The following is a 20,329-nucleotide window of genomic DNA, read 5'->3' as shown; positions in this document are numbered from 1 at the left end:
CCGGTTTTCCAAAGTGCAGATACCAGACGGGCCATTGTGCCTCATCACAACGCCTTCAGGTACAACATCAAGCTGAAATCTCGATATCGATAAAGCCCCGATCGCTCAACATATCTTCCAAATCCGTGCGTAGAGGCTGTGGGGAGGCAAACCAGGTTTGCTCGAACTCGTCGAACTTGTTGATCAGCGACGTATTGATATGGGCGCTTTTGAACGCCCTGGCATAGTCTCGCTTGGTCGCAACCCGGCTGCCGAGCTCCACCAGCAAATCCGCCTTCGGTATGGTTTTGTATTGACCACGGCGGGTAGAAACGCCGGCGGACGCGATTGGGGTACCATTCTTCGGCAGGATGGCGTTCAGAATGTGGAGCGGCTCATTTGGCTTGGCGGGATCGCGCAGCGGATTGTCATTCCATGGTGTAGCGTTTTCGCTGCCATGGTGGCCGATTTTCAGAAAATCCAGCGGCTTGGCCAACACGGGATGTCGCTTGTTCCACATGACATTCCACGAACCGTTGGCCTCGCCTTCATCATAACGCGCGTCCCATTCAGCATCGCCGACAAATAGCAGCCGCTTACCCTTCCATTCTATGAGCAGAACGACGCTGGTATTGTTCGTCACCTTGCCATCGAGATCGGCGAAGGCGAGTGCTGTCGACAGCATTCGCGACTGCAACCGCCGGAAATCGGCCGCGGCGATATTGGTCGGGAGAGGCGTGGATTTTGAAGGCGCCGTGTTCGGCGCCGTGAATTTTGCAACGGCGTCCATGACGGACATGACACCGTGCATTGACGGGTTTTCAGGTTTGCCCAGATAATAAAGGTCAATGTCGTTTTCCGGTCCAAGAATCCGCAATGCTGCATTTTTCAAGGGCAGCTTGAGCTTATCATCGGTGTCCATGCCCGCATGAACATAGACCGGCTTGATATTGTTTTTTACGGGAATGGTCTTTTGCAATGTCTCCACCGCCACATCGTTCGTTGCTGCATAGGCCGCGAAGAGACCTTCCAGTTCCGGACTGAAGTTGAGGTGCTGCGCCTGCTTGATCATGCCGCCGGCGAAAGCATGGAGCTGTCGGGCGTTCCTGGCCTCCGGATGATCGGGATCCATCGCGGCGCTCATCCACAATGCGCCGACAGAAAAGTCAGCCCAGGGATCCGGCGTGAAACCCAGGATATGGTCCTTGTGCTGATGCGTGACAATGAGCAGATCAAGCCGCTTCTTGGCTCCATCGTCAGGTAGCATGATCTTCAGCTTTTCGAGCGCGGCCGTGAGGTAGTCCAAGCCGCTTAGCGAGCCGCAATCGATGAGAATGTGAAAATCGCGGCCGTCCTCATGCCCGTCGGGAATCCGGCAATAGATGCAGTCGCCAAGGCCGACGTCAAACATGCGTATCAGGAGCTTACCTGCCATTGCCGGCCTCCAATGTCGTCGTCCTCGATATCGTCGTGAATGGCAAAATGCGGCGAAAGCTGAAAACGCACTTCGCCGTCGACGCGGTTGAACCCGAATGGCGGGATGGCACGGGCCAGGAGACCAAGCTCGCCGCCGACGGTCTCGCCGATCATGCCCGATTTGATCCGTGCCGCCAGAGCATCGAGAAATGCCTCGCGACGCTTGCGCCCGGCGTTGCGCTCGGCGCGTTGCTCGCGGCTGTTACCAAGCTCCTCGCTGCCGGGTTTGCGTGCCCAATGGATCTGGTTGCCATTCTGGTCCAGGACGAGCGTTGCACCGCACAGCATACTCGTTCGCTCACCGGCAAAGCGGCCGAAGCGCTCGCCCTCGAGTGCGACATCTTCCCGCCATATGTATTGCACGACGATCTGGTCGGGAAGTTGCCGCGATTCCGTTGTCAGCTTTTTGGCGCGAACGATCTCGGTGATGATGAGGTCGGCGTTGGGGGGAATGAACAGATCGGCACGATTGTCATCGAGAAAACGATAGGCACCGCCGCGCGATGCACCGATCGAGTCGATGTCATGGTAAATGGTCAGTTCAGGGCGATTGAAGACAGCGTCCGGTTCCAAGAGGGACGCGCGATCCGCTTCATCGAGAATACCGCGCTCGACAAATACATTGAACATCATCTCGCGATAGCCATCGGGATCAGTTGGATTTGACACCTCTTCGGCGCGCAACACCGCCAAAGCATAGTCACGGAACGCAACTTCGCATGGCGGCAGAAAATCCAGCGGCTGTATCGCCATCATCTGCATGCGTTGGATCGTGTACCAGAAGGCATTTGGCAGTGATGGCTTGCTCTTCGGATTATCCTTAAAGCGTTGGTCCATCCGTTCCTTGTATTTGCCAAAGAGCCTGACCATGATGTCGAAACAGGCTCCCGTCAGCACCTGCGAAATGCGGTGAGGCTGGAGATCGTTCTTTATGTCACTCATTGTCAATTTGTTAGCGGCGGTGCGCAGATAAGGCTGACCGATGACCGCATTGCCGAACTCCTGTGCCAAGGATGACAACAGGGTTCCACCAGCAAGGTCAGCGCTCTCCTTGATCATCGCTTTACGGAAATCATTGTTGCGAAAGGCCATGAGAATAGCGGTCAGATCGCCAACGAACTCGTGGAAGCCTGCCGTTAGCGGCAAAACGGATTCATAATAACAGGGTCTCAACCCGTCCAGAACCGCGTGACCGAATTCGTGATTGACGATGTCGCTGGACTGGCAGGTGAAGATGCGCCCATCCTCCCCGTCGAACCAATAAAATTGCAGCGATTTGCTCTGACGATCATAGTAGGCGTTTTCGCCATAGCCGGCATGCGGCACCACAATCAGCCGGTTGCCTTCGAAAGCCCAGGTAATCCGGCGGCCAAGAGCAAAGCCGCTCTCGAAAAAGTCGAGCGTATGCTGGACGGTTGCCCACACGCTGAGCTGGCGAAACTGCGGTAGCTTGCTGGTGTTCTCGTCGAGGATACGCCCGTTCGGTGCGACAAAGGCATTGGCCTTGCTATCCCAGACAGCAGGCGCTTCCAGGGTGTTGGAAGTCGCATCGTAATCGACCACAGCAAAACGAGCACTGGTCGGTCCGTCCCGCAAGCCCGGCTCCCACGGCACAAAGAAGTTCTGATCAATGGCCGCGGCAGGATTGTTCTTCGCCACAAGCGGGTCTTTGAAATAGACATCGATCTGCAGGCGAAGGTCGGTGTCCTTCTGCACCTCCAATGGCAAGAAACGCCGTGCACCATAAAGCCTCCGGCGCGTTTCCGGCGAAAGCCGGTGCTTGTTTTCTGGGGTTTTTCTCGCCATCAGATCCCCTATTCCTGTCCCGCCGGACAGTCACCCTTAGCAAAGGCGTCGTTCAAGGTTTTGGCAAGGCGCAAACCGGCGCGACTGTGTTGTGTATCAAGAACTGGAAGATTTACCCGCCGATAGTCGTCGTCGCGCACACCATCGGCCGGGACAGAGCGCATGATATTGATAGCGAGCTGATGGCTCTCATTGGCCCAATCGATTGTCGTTCCGCAAGTCACTGAATTGGCGTCTGCGATTTTCAGCCAACTATTCTCAAGGCGTTCCACGTAGCTGCCCCATGACCATACGGTCTTGTCAATGAGAGTAACATCCCAGAGAGCATGAAGGCTGGTAGTGAAAGGAATATTGCCGTTGACGCCTTTCTGGGCGACGACCGTGACCTTGACGCAGTTGCCGCCTTCTTCGTCGATGGCGTGCAGGGGTTGGTGCAAGTCGCTGAGGAAATGCACGAGGAATTTTAGCGCGCGCCGGCGTGGTTCGAGTGGAAGAGAGGGACAGGCAACAATACCGAGCTGTCTATTTATAGCGGCGATAATGCACTCGCCATCAGACGCATCAAGAACGCAGTCGCCCGCGGGATCATAACCGGGAGCTGTTCGAGGGATATCGGCGAAGTGCCATCTGGTGGTGGTCTTGTCTCCAGCCCGTTCGTCGTCGGCCCAACTGGCACTCGAGGCCAACGATGCGCCGCTGCGAGGCAAGTCTGCGACATGCTGCAATGTCAGAGGGGCTAGCCGGGCGATTTCGGCGATAATGGAATGACCCGAAGGTCCCCAGGCGAAGGCCACATTCATGGCGGCGAGCAGAAGCGCGACAGTCAATGCAATGCGGCGCATTCCCGAAGCCCTCCGCTCTCTTAAATCATGCTCTGGAATACTCCCCCAAATAGTTCTCATGATCAAGCAGCTTGCAACTGCGGGCAGTCATGATTGTCGTCCAGAAGAGGATGAACTTAGCCGGCAAATCTGTTGTGGTGGTTTGGTCTGCATTGCCCACGAACGAGCCGTTCACCCACGCGAGAGGGAGACTAGCTCGAGCCATACACCTGGAACGTCAACCTCTAACTGGCCATCGAGCGGTACAGCCAGTCGCCGTAGCGCATCGAACCAACATGCGTGTCCTTGAGTGGAAGCAGTGTGTCGTCATTTAATTCGACGCCGTAGTAGCGCGCGCTGTTGTCAGTAATGACCTGGCGTGTGTCTTCGTTTGCTGCGAGGTGGATCCGAGCAATTTCATCGAGCCCAAACTGCTCGGGCCCGCTGATCTCCACGGTACCGTTCCTTGCCGCCCCCATCGCCAATTCTGTCAGCATTTCGGCGACGTTGTAGGCAGCTATTGGCCTTACCGATGCCGACGGGAGCCGAAAGGCATCTCCCTCTGCTCCCATGTCGACCACGCCGCTGATAAACTCGAAGAATTGCGTGGAATGGAGGATGGTGAAGGGTCTGCGCGCTGCCCGGATAAGATTTTCCTGCACCATCTTCGCACGGAAATAATCGCTCTCGACAAGGCGAGGTGTCCCCACCACGGAAAGCGCGACGTAGTGCCTAACCCCGGTCTCTGCTGAGACGGCCAACAAGTTCCGGGTAGACGTCTTGAAGAAATCCAGGGCCGAGCCATCACCGAACGACTCGGCGTTGGTGACGTCGATGACAACATCAGCTCCCGTCATAGCTTCCCTGAGACCTTTCCCCGTCACGCTGTTGATTCCGAGGGAAGTGGATGCCGCTGCCACTTCGACGCCTACCTGTTCAAGTTTTTCCACGAGGTGCGTCCCGACGCGTCCTGTCGCTCCCATAATCGTGACTCTCATCAACTTGATCCCTCTCGCAGCTGTTGCTAGGCGCGCCCGATACGAAGCGACGACCAGCAGACCATTGGATCCGCCATGGTGTCACTTCACCGGCATGACAACCGGAGCGTCCTTGGTCTTGAGCAAAACGACGATGAATTTCGCGGGTTCAGTCGTGCTCGCGTTGCGGCTGACCAGGTGAATGTCGGAAGGGCTTTCGTAGAAGGTGTCTCCCGGTGACAAGGTGACCTCCTTTTCTCCCTTGACCTGCATCACGATCGAGCCCTCGAGGACATAGACGAATGCATTTGCGTCGTGCTTGTGAATTGGTGAAGAGCCTCCACCCTCATACACCACCGATATCATCAGGCCCTCCTTTCCGGGATAATTCGGCAGGTCCTTTTGCATGAGGGGCGTGACTTTTGCACTATCTTCAGCAGCAATGGCTGGCAAGGTGCCGAGCACGCAAGCTGAAGCCGACACAAACAGCGCTAACAAAGCTGACTTCATTGTCGTAATCCCTTTGGTTGTTGATTCATGTGCGTTCGAAACCTGGGCTAAAGACAGGTTGTTCGATGGTTGGCTCAATTCGGCTGTTGAGAGTGACGGAGCCAATCCTCAAAGCCAACTTTGCCAAGCCGCGCACCGTTGCCGGGCACGATCGACTGATCGTTGAGTTCGGACCCGAAATAACGCGCATGGACATCTGCCTCGACCGTCCGCGGATCGTTGGCCGCTTTCAGATACCGGGCAATGATTTCATTCATGGGAGCTCGCTCGGGACCCGCAATCTCGATCGTCCCGTTGAGCGGCTTGCCGACGGCTACGTCTGCCATCGCGTCGGCAACGTCGTCCGATGCGATGGGCTGGAAGGCTGCAGGAGACAGGCGAGCAACGGTGCCGACGGTTGCTTCATCGGCAATGCCCTTCAGAAATTCCATAAATTGAGTGGAATGAACGATTGTGTATGGAATGGGCGATTCCTTGATGATCCTCTCCTGGGCAAGTTTAGCCCTGAAGTAGCCATTTTCCGGCAGCCGCTCCGTTCCCACGATAGAAAGGGCAATGTGGTGCTTTACACCAGCCTTGGCTTCTGCGGCGAGCAGATTGCGGCCCGATGTTTCGAAGAATTCGAGCACAGCCTTGTCTTCCCACGAAGGCGCATTTGCAAGGTCAACAACCACCTCGGCGCCGACCAGCGCATCCGCCAGGCCTTCGCCGGTGATGGTGTTGACACCGGTGTTTGGCGATACGGCGAGAACCTCGTGGCCTTCATTGCGCAGACGTACGGCGGTCTTGGATCCGATGAGCCCGGTTCCACCGATAATAACAATTTTCATAACTTATCTCCTCGTTTGGCCTTTGAGGCTAGTGACTCTATCGCTTCGGAGCATGGCTGGGGAGACAAAAACATTCCATCGTGCAAGGGGGTGGGTCGCTCTAATCGCCGGGGTTAGTCGACCCATCCTCAAGTTTAGGAACGTGTGACACGAGGGCTGGCGATCGGGACGCGAGCAGTCGATTTTCGTGATGTGTCTGCGTGATGTGTGGATTGCAGAAAAAAGGCCATAGCTGGCCATCGGATTTCATGGCGAGCGTCGTCCGCACCGGCTGTGTTGTGATATCCAGATTTCAATGCTGTTTTCGCCGGCCAGTTGCCTGGTATCATCGGATCCCCTTGTAGATTCGTCCGCTGAACGAAAGTCCGCAGCACAAAAAACTCTGGCGTTTTATAACACGGACGTGTAGGAGAGGTGTTATGAACACCAACCCGACAAAGCCCAGGGATCTCATTGATACAGCGGCCCACAGTGCCCGGCCGCCGAGCCTGTATGGCGCGACGGTCGAATATGGCATCCACTGCATGATGTATTTGATCCAGCCGCGTGCAAAGCCCGTGAGCAGCCGTGATCTTGCCGAACTGCAAGGCGTTCCAGTGACATTGATGGCGAGAATTATGCCGCGGCTTGAAAAAGCCGGGATCGTTGTTTCGACCAGTGGCATCAATGGCGGATATAGGCTTGCCAAAGAGCCACGGGAGGTAACGGTGCTCGATATTGTCGATGCCATCGATGGCCGCAAAAATCTCTTCGACTGCAAGGATGTGCGCGAGAATTGCCTTCTGTTTGGCGGCGCGCCGCCAGCCTGGATAACCAACGGCGTGTGCGGGATTCACGCCGTGATGCTGCGTGCCCAAAAAAGCATGCGCAAGGAGATGGCGCGCACGACGCTTGAAGACCTTTCGGGTGCCTTTGGTGACCTGGCTCCAGCACAGTTTGGCGAAGACGTCGGTGCATGGCTCGACAATCGCGCGACCAACCGGGAAGTTACGCGCATTTCGGCAGTCAAAGACAGTTCAAGGAAAAGAGTACGGCGCGGCCAGCAGAATTTGAAACCGCAGGCATAAGTCGTGCAACGTTTTGGAGTATGGCAAATGAACGTTTCGTTGGGAAATGCAATCGCCACCATTGAAGCTCGTCCCGAGACGGAACCCCTGGTGCTGGTCGTGGATGATGATGAATCGGTGCGGCTCTCGATCTGTGAACTGCTGGAATCGGTGGACATTGATACGGCGGGGTTTGGCTCCACCCAGGCACTGTTGGACGCGGACATTCTGGACAGACCAGGCTGCATGATTCTCGACGTGCGAATGCCAGGTGCTAGCGGTCTTGATTTCCAGACCCGCCTGGCCGCCAATGGTATCTCTGCCTCCATCATCTTTCTGACCGGTCATGGCGATATTCCAATGACAGTTCAGGCGATGAAGGCAGGTGCGATCGAATTTCTGACCAAGCCTGTGCGCGATCAGACCCTGCTCGATGCGGTAAACAAGGCCATTGAAATTGACAAGGAGAGGCGCGCCGAGCAACTCACAACCAAGGCGAATATGGCGCTTTATGCGACGCTCACCCTTCGTGAGCGTCAAGTCATGGAAGCCGTGGTGCGGGGTGCACTGAGCAAACAGATCGCATTCGATCTCAACATTTCAGAAATCACGGTCAAGCTTCATCGAAGCAGTGTGATGCGCAAGATGAAGACGCCCTTCATCACCCATCTTGTTCGCGCCTGGCAGTCGATACCAGCGGATATGCGTGATGACTACCGGGCCTAGACTTTCGTATGGATTTGATGAGGCAGTGATCAAGCAGATACTAAACCGCCGTGACGAAAGTCCACTGTGTGAAAGTTTGCGAATTGACCCTTACCCCAATCATTGCAGTCGTCGACGACGATTTGAGTATTTGCAACGCCTTGGCCGAATTGCTCGAGGTGTTCGATGTCAAGTGCCAGATATTCGACCGTCCGGAAAAGATTCTGGCTGCACATACAAGAGGGCGGTTCGACTGCCTCATCACCGATCTCAACATGAAAGGCATGAGCGGACTGGAGCTTCAGGAGAAGCTGTCTGCCGCCGATCCCGACTTGCCCATCATCTTCATGTCGGCCCAGTTAGCCCCCGAAGCAAAGGCCCGGGCATTGCGTCTCGGCGCCGTCGCCTTTTTGAATAAGCCGATCAGTGACGATGTTCTACACGGGCATATTATTTCAGCTCTCAATCGACGATCAATGGATAAGCCGGATGATTTGCCCCGAGAGCCGTAACAGGACCGTTTCATAGAATTAAATATCATCGACCATCGCTCGGAGAGAGGTCGCCAATGGAATCAGTCGATTATCCCACACAAGGAGGCCAACCGCCTACGCAGGCTGCTATCGGACAGGTTGCCTACTGGCAATTCAATGTGACGCGCGCACGAGCTTTGCTTGAAAGCATGGATGCAGCCTGCCCCGGCAGGGATCAGGAATGGCAACCCGATCGATTGGATATGTTGCTCTCTGCCGTCCGGATTTTGGACGTCAACGATGAAGCAATCCGTCTGTTCGGCCTGCCCGCAGACCGGGACAAAGTATTGGACCGTCCAATTGCAAGCCTCTGGCCCGAACAAAGCCGTGCTGCCCTCGGCGATCTGCTCACAACAGTCGCCGCCTCTGCTCATAAAGGAACGGTAGCACGAGAAATCCCCACCGTGGGTCGGTTGCAGCATGTCGTTCTGACAGGCTGGAAGGCTTTTGATCCAAGATGCGCGGACACCGTATTCGTCTCTGTCAGGGCAACCTTGAATGCACCGAATGCTGTCATCGAACTCGAAGCGAGCCAGAAACGCTATCGGAACATGATTTCCTCCCTGCCCATTCCTGTCTGGCAGATCGACGCCCGGCCGGCAGGGCGCATATTTGACCGCCTTCGCGCTAATGGCATCACTGACATGGCCTCATATTCGGATGAACATCCGGAGATCGTCAAACTTGCATGCGATATTGTACAAGTCTTCGACGTCAACAAAGAGGCCATGGTCCTCTTCGGCGGGAAGCACCGCTCAGAATTCATCGGGTCGGTAAAATACCTGTTTTCAACCACACCCGGCGCGACGAAACGCGTGATGCTGGCGCATTTTTCAGGTGTCAGGAATCATGTGGAAGAGTTGAAGGTAAGGACCTTCGATGGCCGGCTGCTCGATGTACTGTTGTTGATGACCTTCCCGGTACCAGGCGAGCGCCTCGATACGACAATCCTCATGATGATCGACAACACCGCTCGTCTTGAAGCAGAGGCAAAATTGCGAAAAATCGAAGCCGACTTTTCCCATGCAGCGCGTCTTTCCACATTGGGCGAAATGACGACCTCGATAGCGCATGAAATCAAGCAGCCGCTTTCGGCCATCCTGATGAACGCTCAGACGAGCCTGCGATATCTCAGGCGGGCCGAGCCAAATCTTGGCAAGGTAGACATCCTCACATCCCGTGTCGTTGAAAGCGCACAGCGCGCGGGCGATATTATCGGCCGGATTCAGGATATGGCCGGCAAGCGTGAGGCCACCTCTACTTTGCTTGATTTCAATGATGTCATTCGTCAGTGCGTGGTGTTCCTGCGCCACGAAAGCGAGGATAAGGGCGTTGTCATTACGACAAAGCTGCAACAGGATCTTCCCGCTGTCCGGGGTGATCGCATCCAGCTGCAACAGGTGATCGTCAACTTGATCGTTAACAGCATCCAAGCCATGAAGAAGGCTCCTCACGTGCACCGCGACATTTATCTCGAAACGCGACTGGACGTGAACGCTCGTGTCGTATTCTCGATCAGAGATACAGGGACTGGTATCCCGGTTGATCATTTAGATCAGATATTCGATGGATTCTTTACAACAAAGGAAGGCGGACTGGGGATAGGGCTGGCCATCTGCCAGTCAATTATCAAAGCTCACGGGGGCGAGATAGCTGCTGCAAACCGTCCGGAAGGTGGAGCGATGTTCGGTTTCTCAATTCCGACAACAGCCATGGGTCAACTCCAAAGTGCGCAGTCGCTCGGTACGTTCCCTGAGCGACAGGACGACATAGTCCCTCGTATAATTTAATCTCTCGTCACGCATCATCACAGCTTCAAACCGATATGGCACGCCAGCAGCGATGCCGATAAGGCCACCATTGAGGTCATCATCAACGATCACTTCACTTTCTTGTCCGATGGCATGGCGCCGACACATCTGCCTAGAAACAATCTCGTAGTTGAGCGATAATTACGGTGGCTAAACTGCCGCCATGGCGTGCTGATCATCCCGGACCATGCCCGAGAGCGAGGTATGTTCTCCAGCTATACCACGCCATAGGGTGCGGTCTAATAGCAGGGAGGTAATCATGAAGAAACTGGAGAACGCGGTAGCAAGTCACTACGGCAGAGCGGGACTGCTGGAGGCCATTTTAGCTGGACTGAAGACCCTTGGGGCTGATCTGGACAATCTCCAGCCCATTGATCTGGCACCAGTTGACGAGTTCCACACAGCCGGCCGGTTGACCACGGTAAAGGCGCTGAAGATGATGCCGCTCAAGGCAGGAATGCACGTGCTGGACGCCGGATGCGGCCTTGGCGGAACAGCACGGCTACTGGCGAAAGAATATGGGTGCCGTGTCACCGGTATCGATCTCACACCGCAATATGTCGAGGTTGCCCAAGCCCTAACCGACCGGATGCAGCTCACTGGACAGTGCGCTTTTCAGGTTGGCAGTGTCACCTCGATGCCGTTTCCGGATGCTGTGTTCGACGCGGCCGTGAGTTTTCATGCGGCCATGAATATCCGCGAACGCGACCGATTCTACGCCGAATTGGCCCGCGTGATGCGGTCCGGCGCACCGCTATGCGTGTTCGACGTCATGAAGGGTCCGTCGCCAGGTATGATCTACCCCGAGCCGTGGGCGGAAAGCGAGGCAACCAGTTTCCTCAAGTCCCCCGCGCAGACAAGTGACCTCCTCGTCGAGGCCGGATTTCTTATCGACAAAGAGGTAAGCCTGCGGGAGTTTGCCAGGCAATTCTTTCGAGAGGTCTTGGCGAAGGCTGCCAGTGCAAATGCTCCTCCACCCCTGGGGCTTCACCTTTTGACCGGAACCAATGCACCTGAAAAGTTCTCAAACTACGCAAAGGCGCTCGAGAACCATCAGATCGATCCGGTGATACTTATTGCACGGCGCAAATGATTTGCTTCGGTATTGGCTGAAGCCCGGCTGTCACGGTTCTTCGACGCCGCGCCATCAGCGGCCTCAACCAAAGCGACCCGTAATATACTCAAGGGACCTCTTGTCTTGCGGCTGGTTGAATATGTCGGTTGTCGGACCGAACGCGATCAGTTTCCCCGGGTGCATGAACGCAGTATTGCTCGATATGCGTGCCGCTTGCAGCATGTTGTGGGTGACACTGACGATTGTGAACTTGAGTATCTCGATCAGTTCCTCGATACGGGCCGTCGATCCAGTGCGGATGTGGACTCGCCGAGCAGAAGGACCTCAAGCCGTACGGCAATTCCGCGCACGAGTCCGCCTGAGAGGCTCAGGGCCGCTCGCCAGCAACTTGTCCTTGACCTCGTCCCATAGCGTTAACGGAAGTCGGGAGGACCCTTCAGTTGTCGTGACCTCAGCGAAAGTTGGTTGTCCAGGTCGACAAATGCCCCCAGAAAACTATCGCAGCGACTGCAAACGATGGCACTGGAATCGCACAAGTTGCGCCGCACCGCGATCATGATCGCTTTGCAGTTTTGACATTCGAACTCAGGATAATCGGAATTTGCCATAGGAGAATTTTATTACAGTTCTATACGATGCGCGATTCAGGAATTTGGGTTAGGCAATTCGGCTAGGATGCGCCAGGCCTGCCGCTTCGGGTGGCCGTATCGTCTGGAAGGCCCGACTTCTGCTCAGCTCAACCTGTCATTCTGTGTTGCGGCACTCCTGCTTGAAGGCGACGTTTTTGTCGAACAATTTGACGGCAGCTGCGTTACGGACGAAAGGCGCATCGCGCTTTCGCGGTACGATGCGAGGTCAAAGATTGAAGGCTCAGACTGCTAACCTGGAATTTACTCGCTGCTCAAGCTCTGCCGCACTTTCTTTACGTTCGCTATACCGGTCAGTCAGATAGCCCGACACGTCGCGGGTCAGAAGCGTAAACTTGACCAACTCTTCCATGACATCGACGACCCGGTCGTAGTAGGCCGATGGCTTCATACGACCCTGTTCGTCGAATTCCTGATAGGCTTTCGCCACAGATGACTGGTTGGGTATTGTAATCATACGCATCCAGCGCCCGAGTACCCGCATCTGGTTGACGGCGTTAAATGATTGCGAGCCACCCGAGACCTGCATGACTGCGAGCGTACGCCCCTGCGTTGGCCTGATCGAACCCATTGCAAGAGGTATCCAATCGATCTGCGATTTCATCACGCCTGTCATCGCCCCATGCCGTTCCGGACTTGTCCAGACCTGGCCTTCCGACCACAATGAAAGCTCACGCAGCTCCTGCACCTTGGGGTGATCAATTGGAGCGTCATCCGGAAGCGGCAATCCGGCTGGATCGTAAATGCGGATCTCAGCACCGAAATGTTGCAGCAGCCGCGCCGCCTCCTGTGTCAGCAAACGGCTATAGGAAATCTTGCGCAATGAACCGCAGAGCAAGAGTATTTTTGGCGCATGCGAGGATTTTGGTGCGGCCAACTTGGACGCATCGACCTTGTGCAGAGCCTGTTTCAAAGTGTTTGGCAGATCAGACAACGCGTCTTCCTTTTGCATCGATGACGGCCTCGCCATCCTCTTTGGTAAACGCCCCCTTTTGCGGCTGCGGCAGAATACCCAGTACCAGCTCGGATGGACGGCTCAATCGCACACCCATCTCAGTCACCACAAATGGGCGATTTATCAGGATCGGATGGGCTTCCATGGCATCAAGCAACTGTTCGTCAGTCAATGACATATCATCCAGACCAAGTTCAGCAAAGGGCGTACCCTTTGCGCGAATGGCTTCGCGGACAGTCAGCCCAGCTCTTCGAATCAAGTCTTTGAGTTCCTGGCGCGCAGGCGGCGACTTCAGATATTCGATGATCGTCGGCTCGATGCCCGCGTTGCGAATGAGAGCCAGCGTGTTGCGCGACGTGCCGCAAGAGGGATTGTGATAGATGGTAACGGCCATTAAACAGTCCTTTCGATTTTCTGGAAGTTCTGCACGTCCGCGCCGCGCTCGTGCCAATTTTTACTGCAACATCACCCGAACGTCGATCAGGACGCCAAAGCCGCCCCTGCAATCCGACAGGTCACGCATGAAGCCCCCGGTTTTCCTTTGGGACAGCAGGGAACGATATCGGCTAACAGCGGCGCACAGATATCGGGATGTCCGGCACAACAATCTTTCAGCAAGAAGTTAATTGCTTCGCGCAGGTTTATTGAACGGCTCTGTCGCTCAGAGGAAATCAACCCGCTCGCAACAGGATCGCGAGATGGGTAGACATGGTGTTCTGCGGAACGTCGAGGAGGCCAGACACCTCTCCAGCCGCGATCCCATCCGGCTCATGCATCCTCCATGCGGGTTGGCTGGGCAAGAGCCGAAAAAGCTTCGATTGTTTGTTCTTTTTTCATATATCTGGATTTATCGATGCGTTAGAAAATGTCAAGAGCGGATTGTCGGTCTTAGGTTAAAATCAACGGCTGCATTCTTGCGTTTTCTGATGCCAGACTCCCAGCTCAGAAGTCGGAGAGAAGGCGGATTGCTTCCACTTGACCGCTGAAGTGCCGGCTCTCAGGGCTTTTTTCTGAATCGTGCAGATGTCACTGCCGAGCACAAGCCGCTTCTGCTCATTACGAACCCGTTACTTGACTTCCGGCGGGCAGCATCCATTTGTTCAATGTCAAATTCAAAAGAACCTGCTGCGACGAAACTCCCAATTTCGCAACGCAGCTACTCGAAAAGTTGAGGTCATATAATGAGCCAGTTGTTTCAACCGCTGCGATTGGATTCGCTCGAACTCTCAAACAGGATCATAATCGCTCCCATGTGCCAGTATTCCGCCGAAGATGGCTCGGCGTCCGGCTGGCACATGATGCATCTCGGCCACCTTGCCCTGTCTGGCGCCGGCTTGCTGGTCACGGAAGCTACCGCAGTTACGCCTGAAGGACGCATCTCTCCCCGCGATCTCGGGCTTTACTCCGACGACAATGAGGCAGCACTCGGGCGTGTTGTCGCCGCGATCCGGGACTATTCGCCGATACCCATCGCAGTGCAGCTGGCCCACGCCGGGCGAAAGGCATCAACCCACGTGCCATGGGAAGGCGGCAAACAGATTGCGCCAAATGAGCCGACTGGCTGGAAAACCGTAGCCCCTTCACCGGTGCCCTATCTGGATGAGTACGATGTTCCAACGGCATTGGATGGCGCTGGTCTTGATCGCATACGGGATGCGTTCGTCAAGGCAGCGAAACGCGCCGACAGGATCGGTATCGACGGTATCGAAATTCATGGAGCCCATGGATATCTGCTGCACGAGTTCCTGTCACCGCTCTCGAACAGGCGCGAAGACAAGTATGGTGGAAGTCTGGAAAACCGAATGCGCTTCCCTCTCGAAGTGTTCGAGGCAGTACGGGCAGCGTTTCCCGCCAACAAGCCGGTCTGGATACGCGTTTCCGCTTCCGACTGGGTCGATGGTGGATGGGACGTCGAGAGCACCGTGATCTTTGCAAAGGAATTGGAGGCGCGCGGTTGTGCCGCCGTCCACGTCAGCAGTGGCGGTCTTTCGCCCCTGCAGAAAATGCCGGTTGAACCCAACTATCAGGTTCCATTCGCGCGGCGTATCAAGGCCGAGGTGAAAATGCCCGTCATTGCTGTCGGACTCATCACCGAGGCGAAACAGGCAGAAGACATTATTGCCAACGGTGACGCCGATGCGATCGCGCTTGCACGTGCAATCCTCTACGATCCCCGCTGGCCCTGGCATGCAGCGGCGGAACTTGGCGCGCAGGTGGTGGCTCCCGAACAATATTGGCGATCCCAGCCCCGGAATCATGCGGATCTGTTTAAAATCCCCCAAACGGCCTGAGTTAACCGCGGGCGTTCGTAACTAGTCGAGGTTGCGACGCTCGTTCTCTGACGAATAATGCGAACGCTTGTCTTCGTACATCAGCAGATCGGCGCGCTTGGCCACAGCTTCCATCTTCTCTCCGACATTACTGGTGGCCCAGCCGATCGATATGTTCAGGGGTATATTGGAATAATACTGGTTGTTGATTTCGATAAGGCTGCGGATTTCATCGATCATGCTTGCGCAGCCAAGCTCATCGACGGCCGGGAGCAGAATAGCAAATTCATCGCCGCCAATACGCGCAGCGTAGCAGGGAGGCTTGACGGCTCCACCCAGCACTTCTCCAACCCGCCGCAACAGACCGTCTCCGACGCCATGCCCCCACTGATCATTGATCACCTTCAATCCGTTGAGGTCGAGGATGATGATCGATACGGGATGGAATTCACGACGTTCGAGCCTGTTCAACTCGTCCACGTAGAACGCGCGATTGTAAAGCTTGGTGAGCACATCATGCTTGCCGAGATATTCGAGATAGGCTTCGGCCTTCTTGCGTGCTGTGATATCGGTCAAGGATATCTGGACCAATGACCAATCCTGTTCGTGGCCCGGCAGAACCGAAAATTGCAGCAGCACATGGCGTTCGGTACCGTCGAGCGCGTAATTTACGGTCTCGCGCTGATGGAAGAGGTTGCCATTCCAGAGTTCGATAAGCTGTTCCCTGAAATGCACATCCATCCCATCCCTGAAAATATCAGGAAGCCTGCGCAACAATGTCAATTTGTCGGGTGCGAGAAACAGTCTGAGCGTCTCGTTGTTGACATCGATGACGCGGATCTCGCTTGCACATTGTCCAACAAATTCAGGATGGACATCGGTAAACACACGAAAATCGGTAATGCCCTGCTCCCGCACTTCATCAAGCAAACGCTTGATGCGGCTGAAATCTTCCACCCAAAGAGATACAGGAGAATATTCGAACAACCCTTCCGCGTAGCGCTTGCTCTCAATCTGCTGCCGCCGCGCGTCCTCGCGCTCGGTTACATCTTCGATGGAAAGCAATACCCGCGTCCACGAACCTTCATATCCTGGTAAAACTGCGCCTCGAAGCTGAATATCCAGCCGGCGGCCCGCCAGCGTATAGTTCACCGTGTCACTGGAGAATTCGGTATCGCCATCCCACAGAGCGGACAGCTCCTGTATATGCGACTGCAGCATGTCGTCGCGAAAGATAGAGTCGAGATTGCCGGTCAGGTGGTTGAAGTCATTCGCTTCGAAAAGAGCAAGCGTCTTCTTGTTCACCTTGAGAACGCGGATCAGGCTTGAGCATTCCTTTATCCGGCCCTCGTCCTCACGCAGATAGGATCTGATATCGGTGACGCCCGATTGCCTCCATTTCTCGAACAGATGCTTGACGCCACTGAAATCCTCCAGCCATAACGAGATCGGCGCGAGATCGAATGTCTCGATATCGGCGTGATGATCGACATGCTCATTCATATAGCGCGAATCTCTCGGCTGGTTCCTCTACCAGCAGGTATCTATATGAACGATATTCACTGAACAATCGTTACCTTGTGCAGAACGAACGCGTAAAGAGCACGCCGATCTGCATCCCACTGTACAGACGCCTTGAGGGCGCCTGCACAGGATTGCTACCCTATCGCTATTCTTCCCGCTGACCGGTCAGGCTGAGCAGCAGCTGGAAGAGGTTAATGAAGTTCAGGTAGAGCGAAAAAGCCCCGAACACAGCCAACTTCTGCTGCGATTCCGAATCGTAGCTTTCGGCAAACTGTTCCTTGATTGACTGCGTGTCCCAAGCCGTCAAACCGATGAACACCAGAACGCCGGCAACCGAGACAACGAACTGCAGCATCGAGGAGCCGAGGAAAATGTTGACGACACTCGCCACGACAACACCGATCAGACCCATAATCAGGAACGAGCTGAACTGGGAGAGATCACGCTTGGTTGTATAACCATAAAGGCTGGTGGCACCGAACATCGTGGCCGCGATGAAGAATGTGCGGGCGATGCTGGTTCCGGTAAAGACCAGGAAGATCGACGCCAGCGATAGCCCCATGACCGCGCAGAATGCCCAGAACATGGCCTGTGCCGATGCTGCCGACATGGTTTGCATCTTGAACGAGAAGAACATCACGAAGGCGAGCGGCGCCAGCATGACGACCCATTTCAGAGGGGTCGAAAAGATGGGAACATAAAGCGCCGGTGTCGAGGCGACGACGAATGCAACAACGCCTGTCAGAACAAGGCCTAAACCCATATAATTGTAGATGCGCAGCATATGCTGGCGCAGTCCTTCATCGAACAATGCAGCCGACTGTCCGCGCGCTGTACCCATTTCATAGCGAAGTGGTGTATTCATGATTGTGGATCCTCTTGGTTAATCAATAAAGGGTCGTTACAAGCTGCGACGCAGCGGTTTCGAGATCGGTCGGGCTTGCATTCGAAACGAGCGCATAGGCAACATCGCCAATCTGGAAATAAGCCGCTGAGCTATCGCCCACGCGCACTGCTTTTGGCTTCACGACATCGAAACTGCCGGGGCGAACCGCGAAAAGCGAGAGCCGTCCCATGTCCGCGGATGTGATTTCCATCTCGACACTTGGCCCGAAAGCTGATGGGAAAAGCTGGACATCATTGACGATCCAACGGTCCAAAAGTTGTGGCATGGTGATAGCGGTGGCCGCACGTATTTCCGCAGGATCGTAACTATTCACCTCAGACTGCGACTTCATCTCTGCCCTGACCAGGGACGTCTTGTGGGCCATCACCGCATCCGAAACATAAGCTGGCGGCGGTGTCGAGGCAACGACCTGCGAGATGGTGAGCGGGCCAAAACCGGCATGTGCCAACCACCCGAGACCGACAAGAACGGCGACCGCGGCAACACGTTGTAAATTGCCAAGCAGCCGGTTTCGCATAAGGCCACGTTCAAGGCGACGCGCCGCTTCGCTCGTCTCCGGCGATCCCTTGCTGTGCATGCCGGTTAGCGCCAGCCGCAATTCGTCCCTCGCCTGCAGATCCGACATGACGCGGGCAGCCTGCTCGGGATGATGCGAGAGGTAACGGGCGATCTCGATGCGGCGGCCCGCATCCAGCTGGTCGTCGACATAGGCATCAAGGTCGGCCTCAACGACAGGGTCAATCGCGTCACTCATCGCGGCCTCCAACAATTTTCAGATGTGCGGCTTTGCCGGGTTGCTCGGCCTCGAGAGACCGCAGTGTCGCACGCGCGCGGCCAATTCTGGACATCAGCGTGCCAATCGGTATCCCCAAGGTTGCTGCGGCTTCTTCGTAGGAGAGACCTTCGATCGCTACCAAATGCAGAGCGGCGCGCTGCTCTTCGGGCAGCGAAAAGAAGGCATCCCTGACCTCCATTAACCGCATGGAATGCTCCTGCGGCGGCTGGAGGATGGTTTCGGCAATGACTGCCAAGGTATCCCCGCGGCGCGCTTCCGACTGGCTTGAACGCTTGCTGTCGATAAAACCATTATGCAGGATCGACAAAAGCCAGCCCTTCAGGTTTCCGCCATTGCGAAAATGATTGCGCCGCTCGTAAGCGCGCACCAGCGTATCCTGCACAAGGTCTTCCGCGTCGGTCTCGTTGCGGGTGAGCGAACGCGCATACCGGCGCAACGATCCAAGCTGGCCGACTACATCAAAACGGGGTTTCGGACTCTCCATAGGGCGTATACGGACCTGCGGCGGATTTATTCCCTGCCATCGGGAAATTATATCACGCGACCGCAAATTTGCGGCCTAGATCAGGCTCTGTTTTTTAAGTTCGTCCTTGAGATAGGCATAGTAAATCGGGGCGGCGATGAGGCCAGCGATGCCGAACCAGGCTTCCAGCACGATCATTGCGAGGAGCAATTCCCATGCGCGCGATTTTATTCGCGATCCGATGATCCTGGCATTAAGGAAATATTCGAGCTTGTGGATGATTACCAGGAAGGCGAGCGAACCCACTGCGGCAACAAAGGAAACACTGAGTGCCACGACGACAATCACAGTGTTGGAGATCAAATTGCCGATAACAGGAAGAAGACCCGCAATAAACGTGACCGCAATCATGGTCTTGACGAGCGGCAGGTGAACGCCAAAAAATGGCAGGATTACAACAAGATAGATGGCCGTGAAAATTGTGTTCAATGCCGAGATTCGAAGCTGCGAGAACACGATATTGCGAAATGCCGCGCTTAATAGCTCGATACGTTCCCGAAGGGCAATCGCGAGTGGGCCCGGTTCGCGTGATGCCGCAACGGAAGAACTGAGCGCGATCATTCCCCCGATTACCATTCCGACAATGATTCGAACCAGGAGAACGCCAAGTTCCCGGCCAACGAGCTGAAGCTGGCCCGCATGTTCCCGCAGCCACTTTGAAGCCAGCGTTTCGAGTTCTTCAAGATTTGACGGGAAATAATCGCGGGCCCAATTCGGCAGATGTAGCTGGGCGGTATCGATGATTTCCGCCATCTTTTGGAAAAGCGATATTATACCTTCGTCGGAACCATCGGTGAGCAGTGCCATGCTGCTCATGACAGCGGCGACAATCACCAAGATGAAGATCAGCGCCAGCATTGCCAACGCTATGGTTTTTGCCAGATGTCCGGAAATGCCCAGTCTACCGAGCAATGGAGCCGAATAATGGACGAGGTTGTAAACGAGCAGTCCTGAGAGGAGAGCCGATAGCAAGCCTAGTTCAAGCACAGCGACGAGCGCAATGAACGACAAAATGTAGGAGGCAATTCGGAGCCTGGTGGCGGTTGGCAAGTGTGTCACCTGAGGGGCTGTCAATATTCAGCTGTACGTACTCTTGAAAACGTCCGCGACGCAAGCACCATCGATGCAGGCACGCAAA

Annotated in this window: 19 protein-coding genes and 2 pseudogenes; 6 read left to right on the top strand and 15 right to left on the bottom strand. The window is 55.3% G+C overall.

Features of this window, described 5'->3' with window-relative positions; all coding sequences use genetic code 11:
* Nucleotides 1-67: 67 nt before the first annotated feature.
* The 6 genes from FHS21_RS13140 to FHS21_RS13115 all read right to left on the bottom strand — a co-directional run bounded on the left by FHS21_RS13140 (nucleotide 68) and on the right by FHS21_RS13115 (nucleotide 6,399).
* On the bottom strand, nucleotides 68-1,414 hold the full coding sequence (locus FHS21_RS13140; protein WP_183662166.1) for a ComEC/Rec2 family competence protein: 1,347 nt from the start codon (nucleotides 1,412-1,414) through the stop codon (nucleotides 68-70).
* Nucleotides 1,396-3,261 (bottom strand): gluzincin family metallopeptidase, encoded by a 1,866-nt coding sequence (locus tag FHS21_RS13135; protein WP_183662164.1) that lies wholly within the window; start codon nucleotides 3,259-3,261, stop codon nucleotides 1,396-1,398. Before FHS21_RS13135 ends, FHS21_RS13140 begins: the two co-directional genes overlap by 19 nt.
* 8 nt (nucleotides 3,262-3,269) lie before the next feature.
* Nucleotides 3,270-4,103 carry a S1/P1 nuclease gene (locus FHS21_RS13130; RefSeq protein WP_183662162.1) on the bottom strand — a complete coding sequence of 278 codons (834 nt, stop codon included), beginning with the start codon at nucleotides 4,101-4,103 and terminating at the stop codon, nucleotides 3,270-3,272.
* 224 nt (nucleotides 4,104-4,327) lie between these two features.
* Nucleotides 4,328-5,080 carry an SDR family oxidoreductase gene (locus FHS21_RS13125; protein WP_183662160.1) on the bottom strand — a complete coding sequence of 251 codons (753 nt, stop codon included), beginning with the start codon at nucleotides 5,078-5,080 and terminating at the stop codon, nucleotides 4,328-4,330.
* An 81-nt stretch (nucleotides 5,081-5,161) separates the two neighbouring features.
* Nucleotides 5,162-5,569, bottom strand: a complete 408-nt coding sequence (locus FHS21_RS13120; RefSeq protein WP_183662158.1) for a cupin domain-containing protein — start codon at nucleotides 5,567-5,569, stop codon at nucleotides 5,162-5,164.
* 74 nt (nucleotides 5,570-5,643) lie between these two features.
* The gene (locus tag FHS21_RS13115) at nucleotides 5,644-6,399 is read right to left on the bottom strand and encodes an SDR family oxidoreductase (RefSeq protein WP_112532420.1); all 756 of its coding nucleotides are present in this window, start codon (nucleotides 6,397-6,399) and stop codon (nucleotides 5,644-5,646) included.
* A gap of 419 nt (nucleotides 6,400-6,818) precedes the next feature.
* Between FHS21_RS13115 and FHS21_RS13110 the strand changes: the two genes are divergently transcribed.
* The 5 genes from FHS21_RS13110 (at nucleotide 6,819) to FHS21_RS13090 (ending at nucleotide 11,587) form a co-directional block, all read left to right on the top strand.
* Nucleotides 6,819-7,466 carry an RrF2 family transcriptional regulator gene (locus tag FHS21_RS13110; RefSeq protein ID WP_112532419.1) on the top strand — a complete coding sequence of 216 codons (648 nt, stop codon included), beginning with the start codon at nucleotides 6,819-6,821 and terminating at the stop codon, nucleotides 7,464-7,466.
* Between the two features lie 27 nt (nucleotides 7,467-7,493).
* Nucleotides 7,494-8,171: a response regulator transcription factor gene (locus tag FHS21_RS13105; protein ID WP_112532418.1), complete on the top strand. Its 678-nt coding sequence runs from the start codon at nucleotides 7,494-7,496 to the stop codon at nucleotides 8,169-8,171.
* 50 nt (nucleotides 8,172-8,221) lie between these two features.
* A complete protein-coding gene (locus tag FHS21_RS13100; RefSeq protein ID WP_112532417.1) occupies nucleotides 8,222-8,662 on the top strand; it encodes a response regulator transcription factor in 441 nt (146 codons plus the stop codon).
* Nucleotides 8,663-8,718: 56 nt separating this feature from the next.
* Nucleotides 8,719-10,473, top strand: a complete 1,755-nt coding sequence (locus tag FHS21_RS13095; RefSeq protein ID WP_112532416.1) for an ATP-binding protein — start codon at nucleotides 8,719-8,721, stop codon at nucleotides 10,471-10,473.
* 280 nt (nucleotides 10,474-10,753) lie between these two features.
* Nucleotides 10,754-11,587, top strand: coding sequence for a class I SAM-dependent methyltransferase (locus tag FHS21_RS13090; protein ID WP_162702133.1), 834 nt, complete (start codon nucleotides 10,754-10,756; stop codon nucleotides 11,585-11,587).
* 63 nt (nucleotides 11,588-11,650) lie between these two features.
* Here FHS21_RS13090 and FHS21_RS30670 read toward each other — a convergent pair.
* The 4 genes and pseudogenes from FHS21_RS30670 to FHS21_RS13075 all read right to left on the bottom strand — a co-directional run.
* Nucleotides 11,651-11,980: pseudogene (locus FHS21_RS30670) on the bottom strand (ATP-binding cassette domain-containing protein); the annotation flags it as partial.
* Between the two features lie 459 nt (nucleotides 11,981-12,439).
* The gene (gene arsH / locus FHS21_RS13085; RefSeq protein ID WP_183662156.1) at nucleotides 12,440-13,168 is read right to left on the bottom strand and encodes an arsenical resistance protein ArsH; all 729 of its coding nucleotides are present in this window, start codon (nucleotides 13,166-13,168) and stop codon (nucleotides 12,440-12,442) included.
* Nucleotides 13,143-13,565, bottom strand: coding sequence for an arsenate reductase (glutaredoxin) (gene arsC / locus FHS21_RS13080; RefSeq protein ID WP_183662148.1), 423 nt, complete (start codon nucleotides 13,563-13,565; stop codon nucleotides 13,143-13,145). Before arsC ends, arsH begins: the two co-directional genes overlap by 26 nt.
* A gap of 86 nt (nucleotides 13,566-13,651) precedes the next feature.
* Nucleotides 13,652-14,008, bottom strand: a pseudogene (locus tag FHS21_RS13075) (winged helix-turn-helix domain-containing protein).
* Nucleotides 14,009-14,352: 344 nt separating this feature from the next.
* Between FHS21_RS13075 and FHS21_RS13070 the strand changes: the two are divergent.
* Nucleotides 14,353-15,462 carry an NADH:flavin oxidoreductase/NADH oxidase gene (locus FHS21_RS13070; protein ID WP_183662146.1) on the top strand — a complete coding sequence of 370 codons (1,110 nt, stop codon included), beginning with the start codon at nucleotides 14,353-14,355 and terminating at the stop codon, nucleotides 15,460-15,462.
* Nucleotides 15,463-15,483: 21 nt separating this feature from the next.
* Here FHS21_RS13070 and FHS21_RS13065 read toward each other — a convergent pair whose 3' ends face one another.
* From FHS21_RS13065 to FHS21_RS13045, 5 genes are all read right to left on the bottom strand, one after another.
* Entirely contained in the window at nucleotides 15,484-16,944 is a 1,461-nt protein-coding gene (locus FHS21_RS13065) for a sensor domain-containing diguanylate cyclase (RefSeq protein ID WP_183662144.1), read from the bottom strand.
* A gap of 166 nt (nucleotides 16,945-17,110) precedes the next feature.
* Nucleotides 17,111-17,830, bottom strand: coding sequence for a Bax inhibitor-1/YccA family protein (locus FHS21_RS13060; protein WP_112532409.1), 720 nt, complete (start codon nucleotides 17,828-17,830; stop codon nucleotides 17,111-17,113).
* A gap of 22 nt (nucleotides 17,831-17,852) precedes the next feature.
* A complete protein-coding gene (locus FHS21_RS13055; RefSeq protein ID WP_112532408.1) occupies nucleotides 17,853-18,626 on the bottom strand; it encodes an anti-sigma factor family protein in 774 nt (257 codons plus the stop codon).
* Nucleotides 18,619-19,152 (bottom strand): sigma-70 family RNA polymerase sigma factor, encoded by a 534-nt coding sequence (locus FHS21_RS13050; protein WP_112532407.1) that lies wholly within the window; start codon nucleotides 19,150-19,152, stop codon nucleotides 18,619-18,621. The genes FHS21_RS13055 and FHS21_RS13050 overlap by 8 nt, the downstream gene beginning before the upstream one ends.
* A gap of 75 nt (nucleotides 19,153-19,227) precedes the next feature.
* Nucleotides 19,228-20,250 (bottom strand): AI-2E family transporter, encoded by a 1,023-nt coding sequence (locus tag FHS21_RS13045; RefSeq protein WP_183662137.1) that lies wholly within the window; start codon nucleotides 20,248-20,250, stop codon nucleotides 19,228-19,230.
* Nucleotides 20,251-20,329: the final 79 nt, after the last annotated feature.

It is taken from the genome of Phyllobacterium trifolii (assembly GCF_014192095.1).
GTDB lineage: Bacteria > Pseudomonadota > Alphaproteobacteria > Rhizobiales > Rhizobiaceae > Phyllobacterium > Phyllobacterium trifolii.
Note: the sequence above shows the minus strand (reverse complement) of the source record. Positions and strands in the feature narration are given on the sequence as shown.

Excerpts from the sequence above, each read along its gene's own strand:
- FHS21_RS13125 (WP_183662160.1), bottom strand. The coding sequence starts at position 5,080 with ATGAGAGTCACGATTATGGGAGCGACAGGACGCGTCGGGACGCACCTC.
- arsC (WP_183662148.1), bottom strand. The coding sequence starts at position 13,565 with ATGGCCGTTACCATCTATCACAATCCCTCTTGCGGCACGTCGCGCAAC.
- FHS21_RS13135 (WP_183662164.1), bottom strand. The coding sequence starts at position 3,261 with ATGGCGAGAAAAACCCCAGAAAACAAGCACCGGCTTTCGCCGGAAACG.
- FHS21_RS13110 (WP_112532419.1), top strand. The coding sequence starts at position 6,819 with ATGAACACCAACCCGACAAAGCCCAGGGATCTCATTGATACAGCGGCC.
- FHS21_RS13090 (WP_162702133.1), top strand. The coding sequence starts at position 10,754 with ATGAAGAAACTGGAGAACGCGGTAGCAAGTCACTACGGCAGAGCGGGA.
- FHS21_RS13055 (WP_112532408.1), bottom strand. The coding sequence starts at position 18,626 with ATGAGTGACGCGATTGACCCTGTCGTTGAGGCCGACCTTGATGCCTAT.
- FHS21_RS13140 (WP_183662166.1), bottom strand. The coding sequence starts at position 1,414 with ATGGCAGGTAAGCTCCTGATACGCATGTTTGACGTCGGCCTTGGCGAC.
- FHS21_RS13065 (WP_183662144.1), bottom strand. The coding sequence starts at position 16,944 with ATGAATGAGCATGTCGATCATCACGCCGATATCGAGACATTCGATCTC.
- FHS21_RS13105 (WP_112532418.1), top strand. The coding sequence starts at position 7,494 with ATGAACGTTTCGTTGGGAAATGCAATCGCCACCATTGAAGCTCGTCCC.
- FHS21_RS13130 (WP_183662162.1), bottom strand. The coding sequence starts at position 4,103 with ATGCGCCGCATTGCATTGACTGTCGCGCTTCTGCTCGCCGCCATGAAT.
- FHS21_RS13120 (WP_183662158.1), bottom strand. The coding sequence starts at position 5,569 with ATGAAGTCAGCTTTGTTAGCGCTGTTTGTGTCGGCTTCAGCTTGCGTG.
- FHS21_RS13060 (WP_112532409.1), bottom strand. The coding sequence starts at position 17,830 with ATGAATACACCACTTCGCTATGAAATGGGTACAGCGCGCGGACAGTCG.
- FHS21_RS13115 (WP_112532420.1), bottom strand. The coding sequence starts at position 6,399 with ATGAAAATTGTTATTATCGGTGGAACCGGGCTCATCGGATCCAAGACC.
- arsH (WP_183662156.1), bottom strand. The coding sequence starts at position 13,168 with ATGCAAAAGGAAGACGCGTTGTCTGATCTGCCAAACACTTTGAAACAG.
- FHS21_RS13070 (WP_183662146.1), top strand. The coding sequence starts at position 14,353 with ATGAGCCAGTTGTTTCAACCGCTGCGATTGGATTCGCTCGAACTCTCA.
- FHS21_RS13095 (WP_112532416.1), top strand. The coding sequence starts at position 8,719 with ATGGAATCAGTCGATTATCCCACACAAGGAGGCCAACCGCCTACGCAG.
- FHS21_RS13050 (WP_112532407.1), bottom strand. The coding sequence starts at position 19,152 with ATGGAGAGTCCGAAACCCCGTTTTGATGTAGTCGGCCAGCTTGGATCG.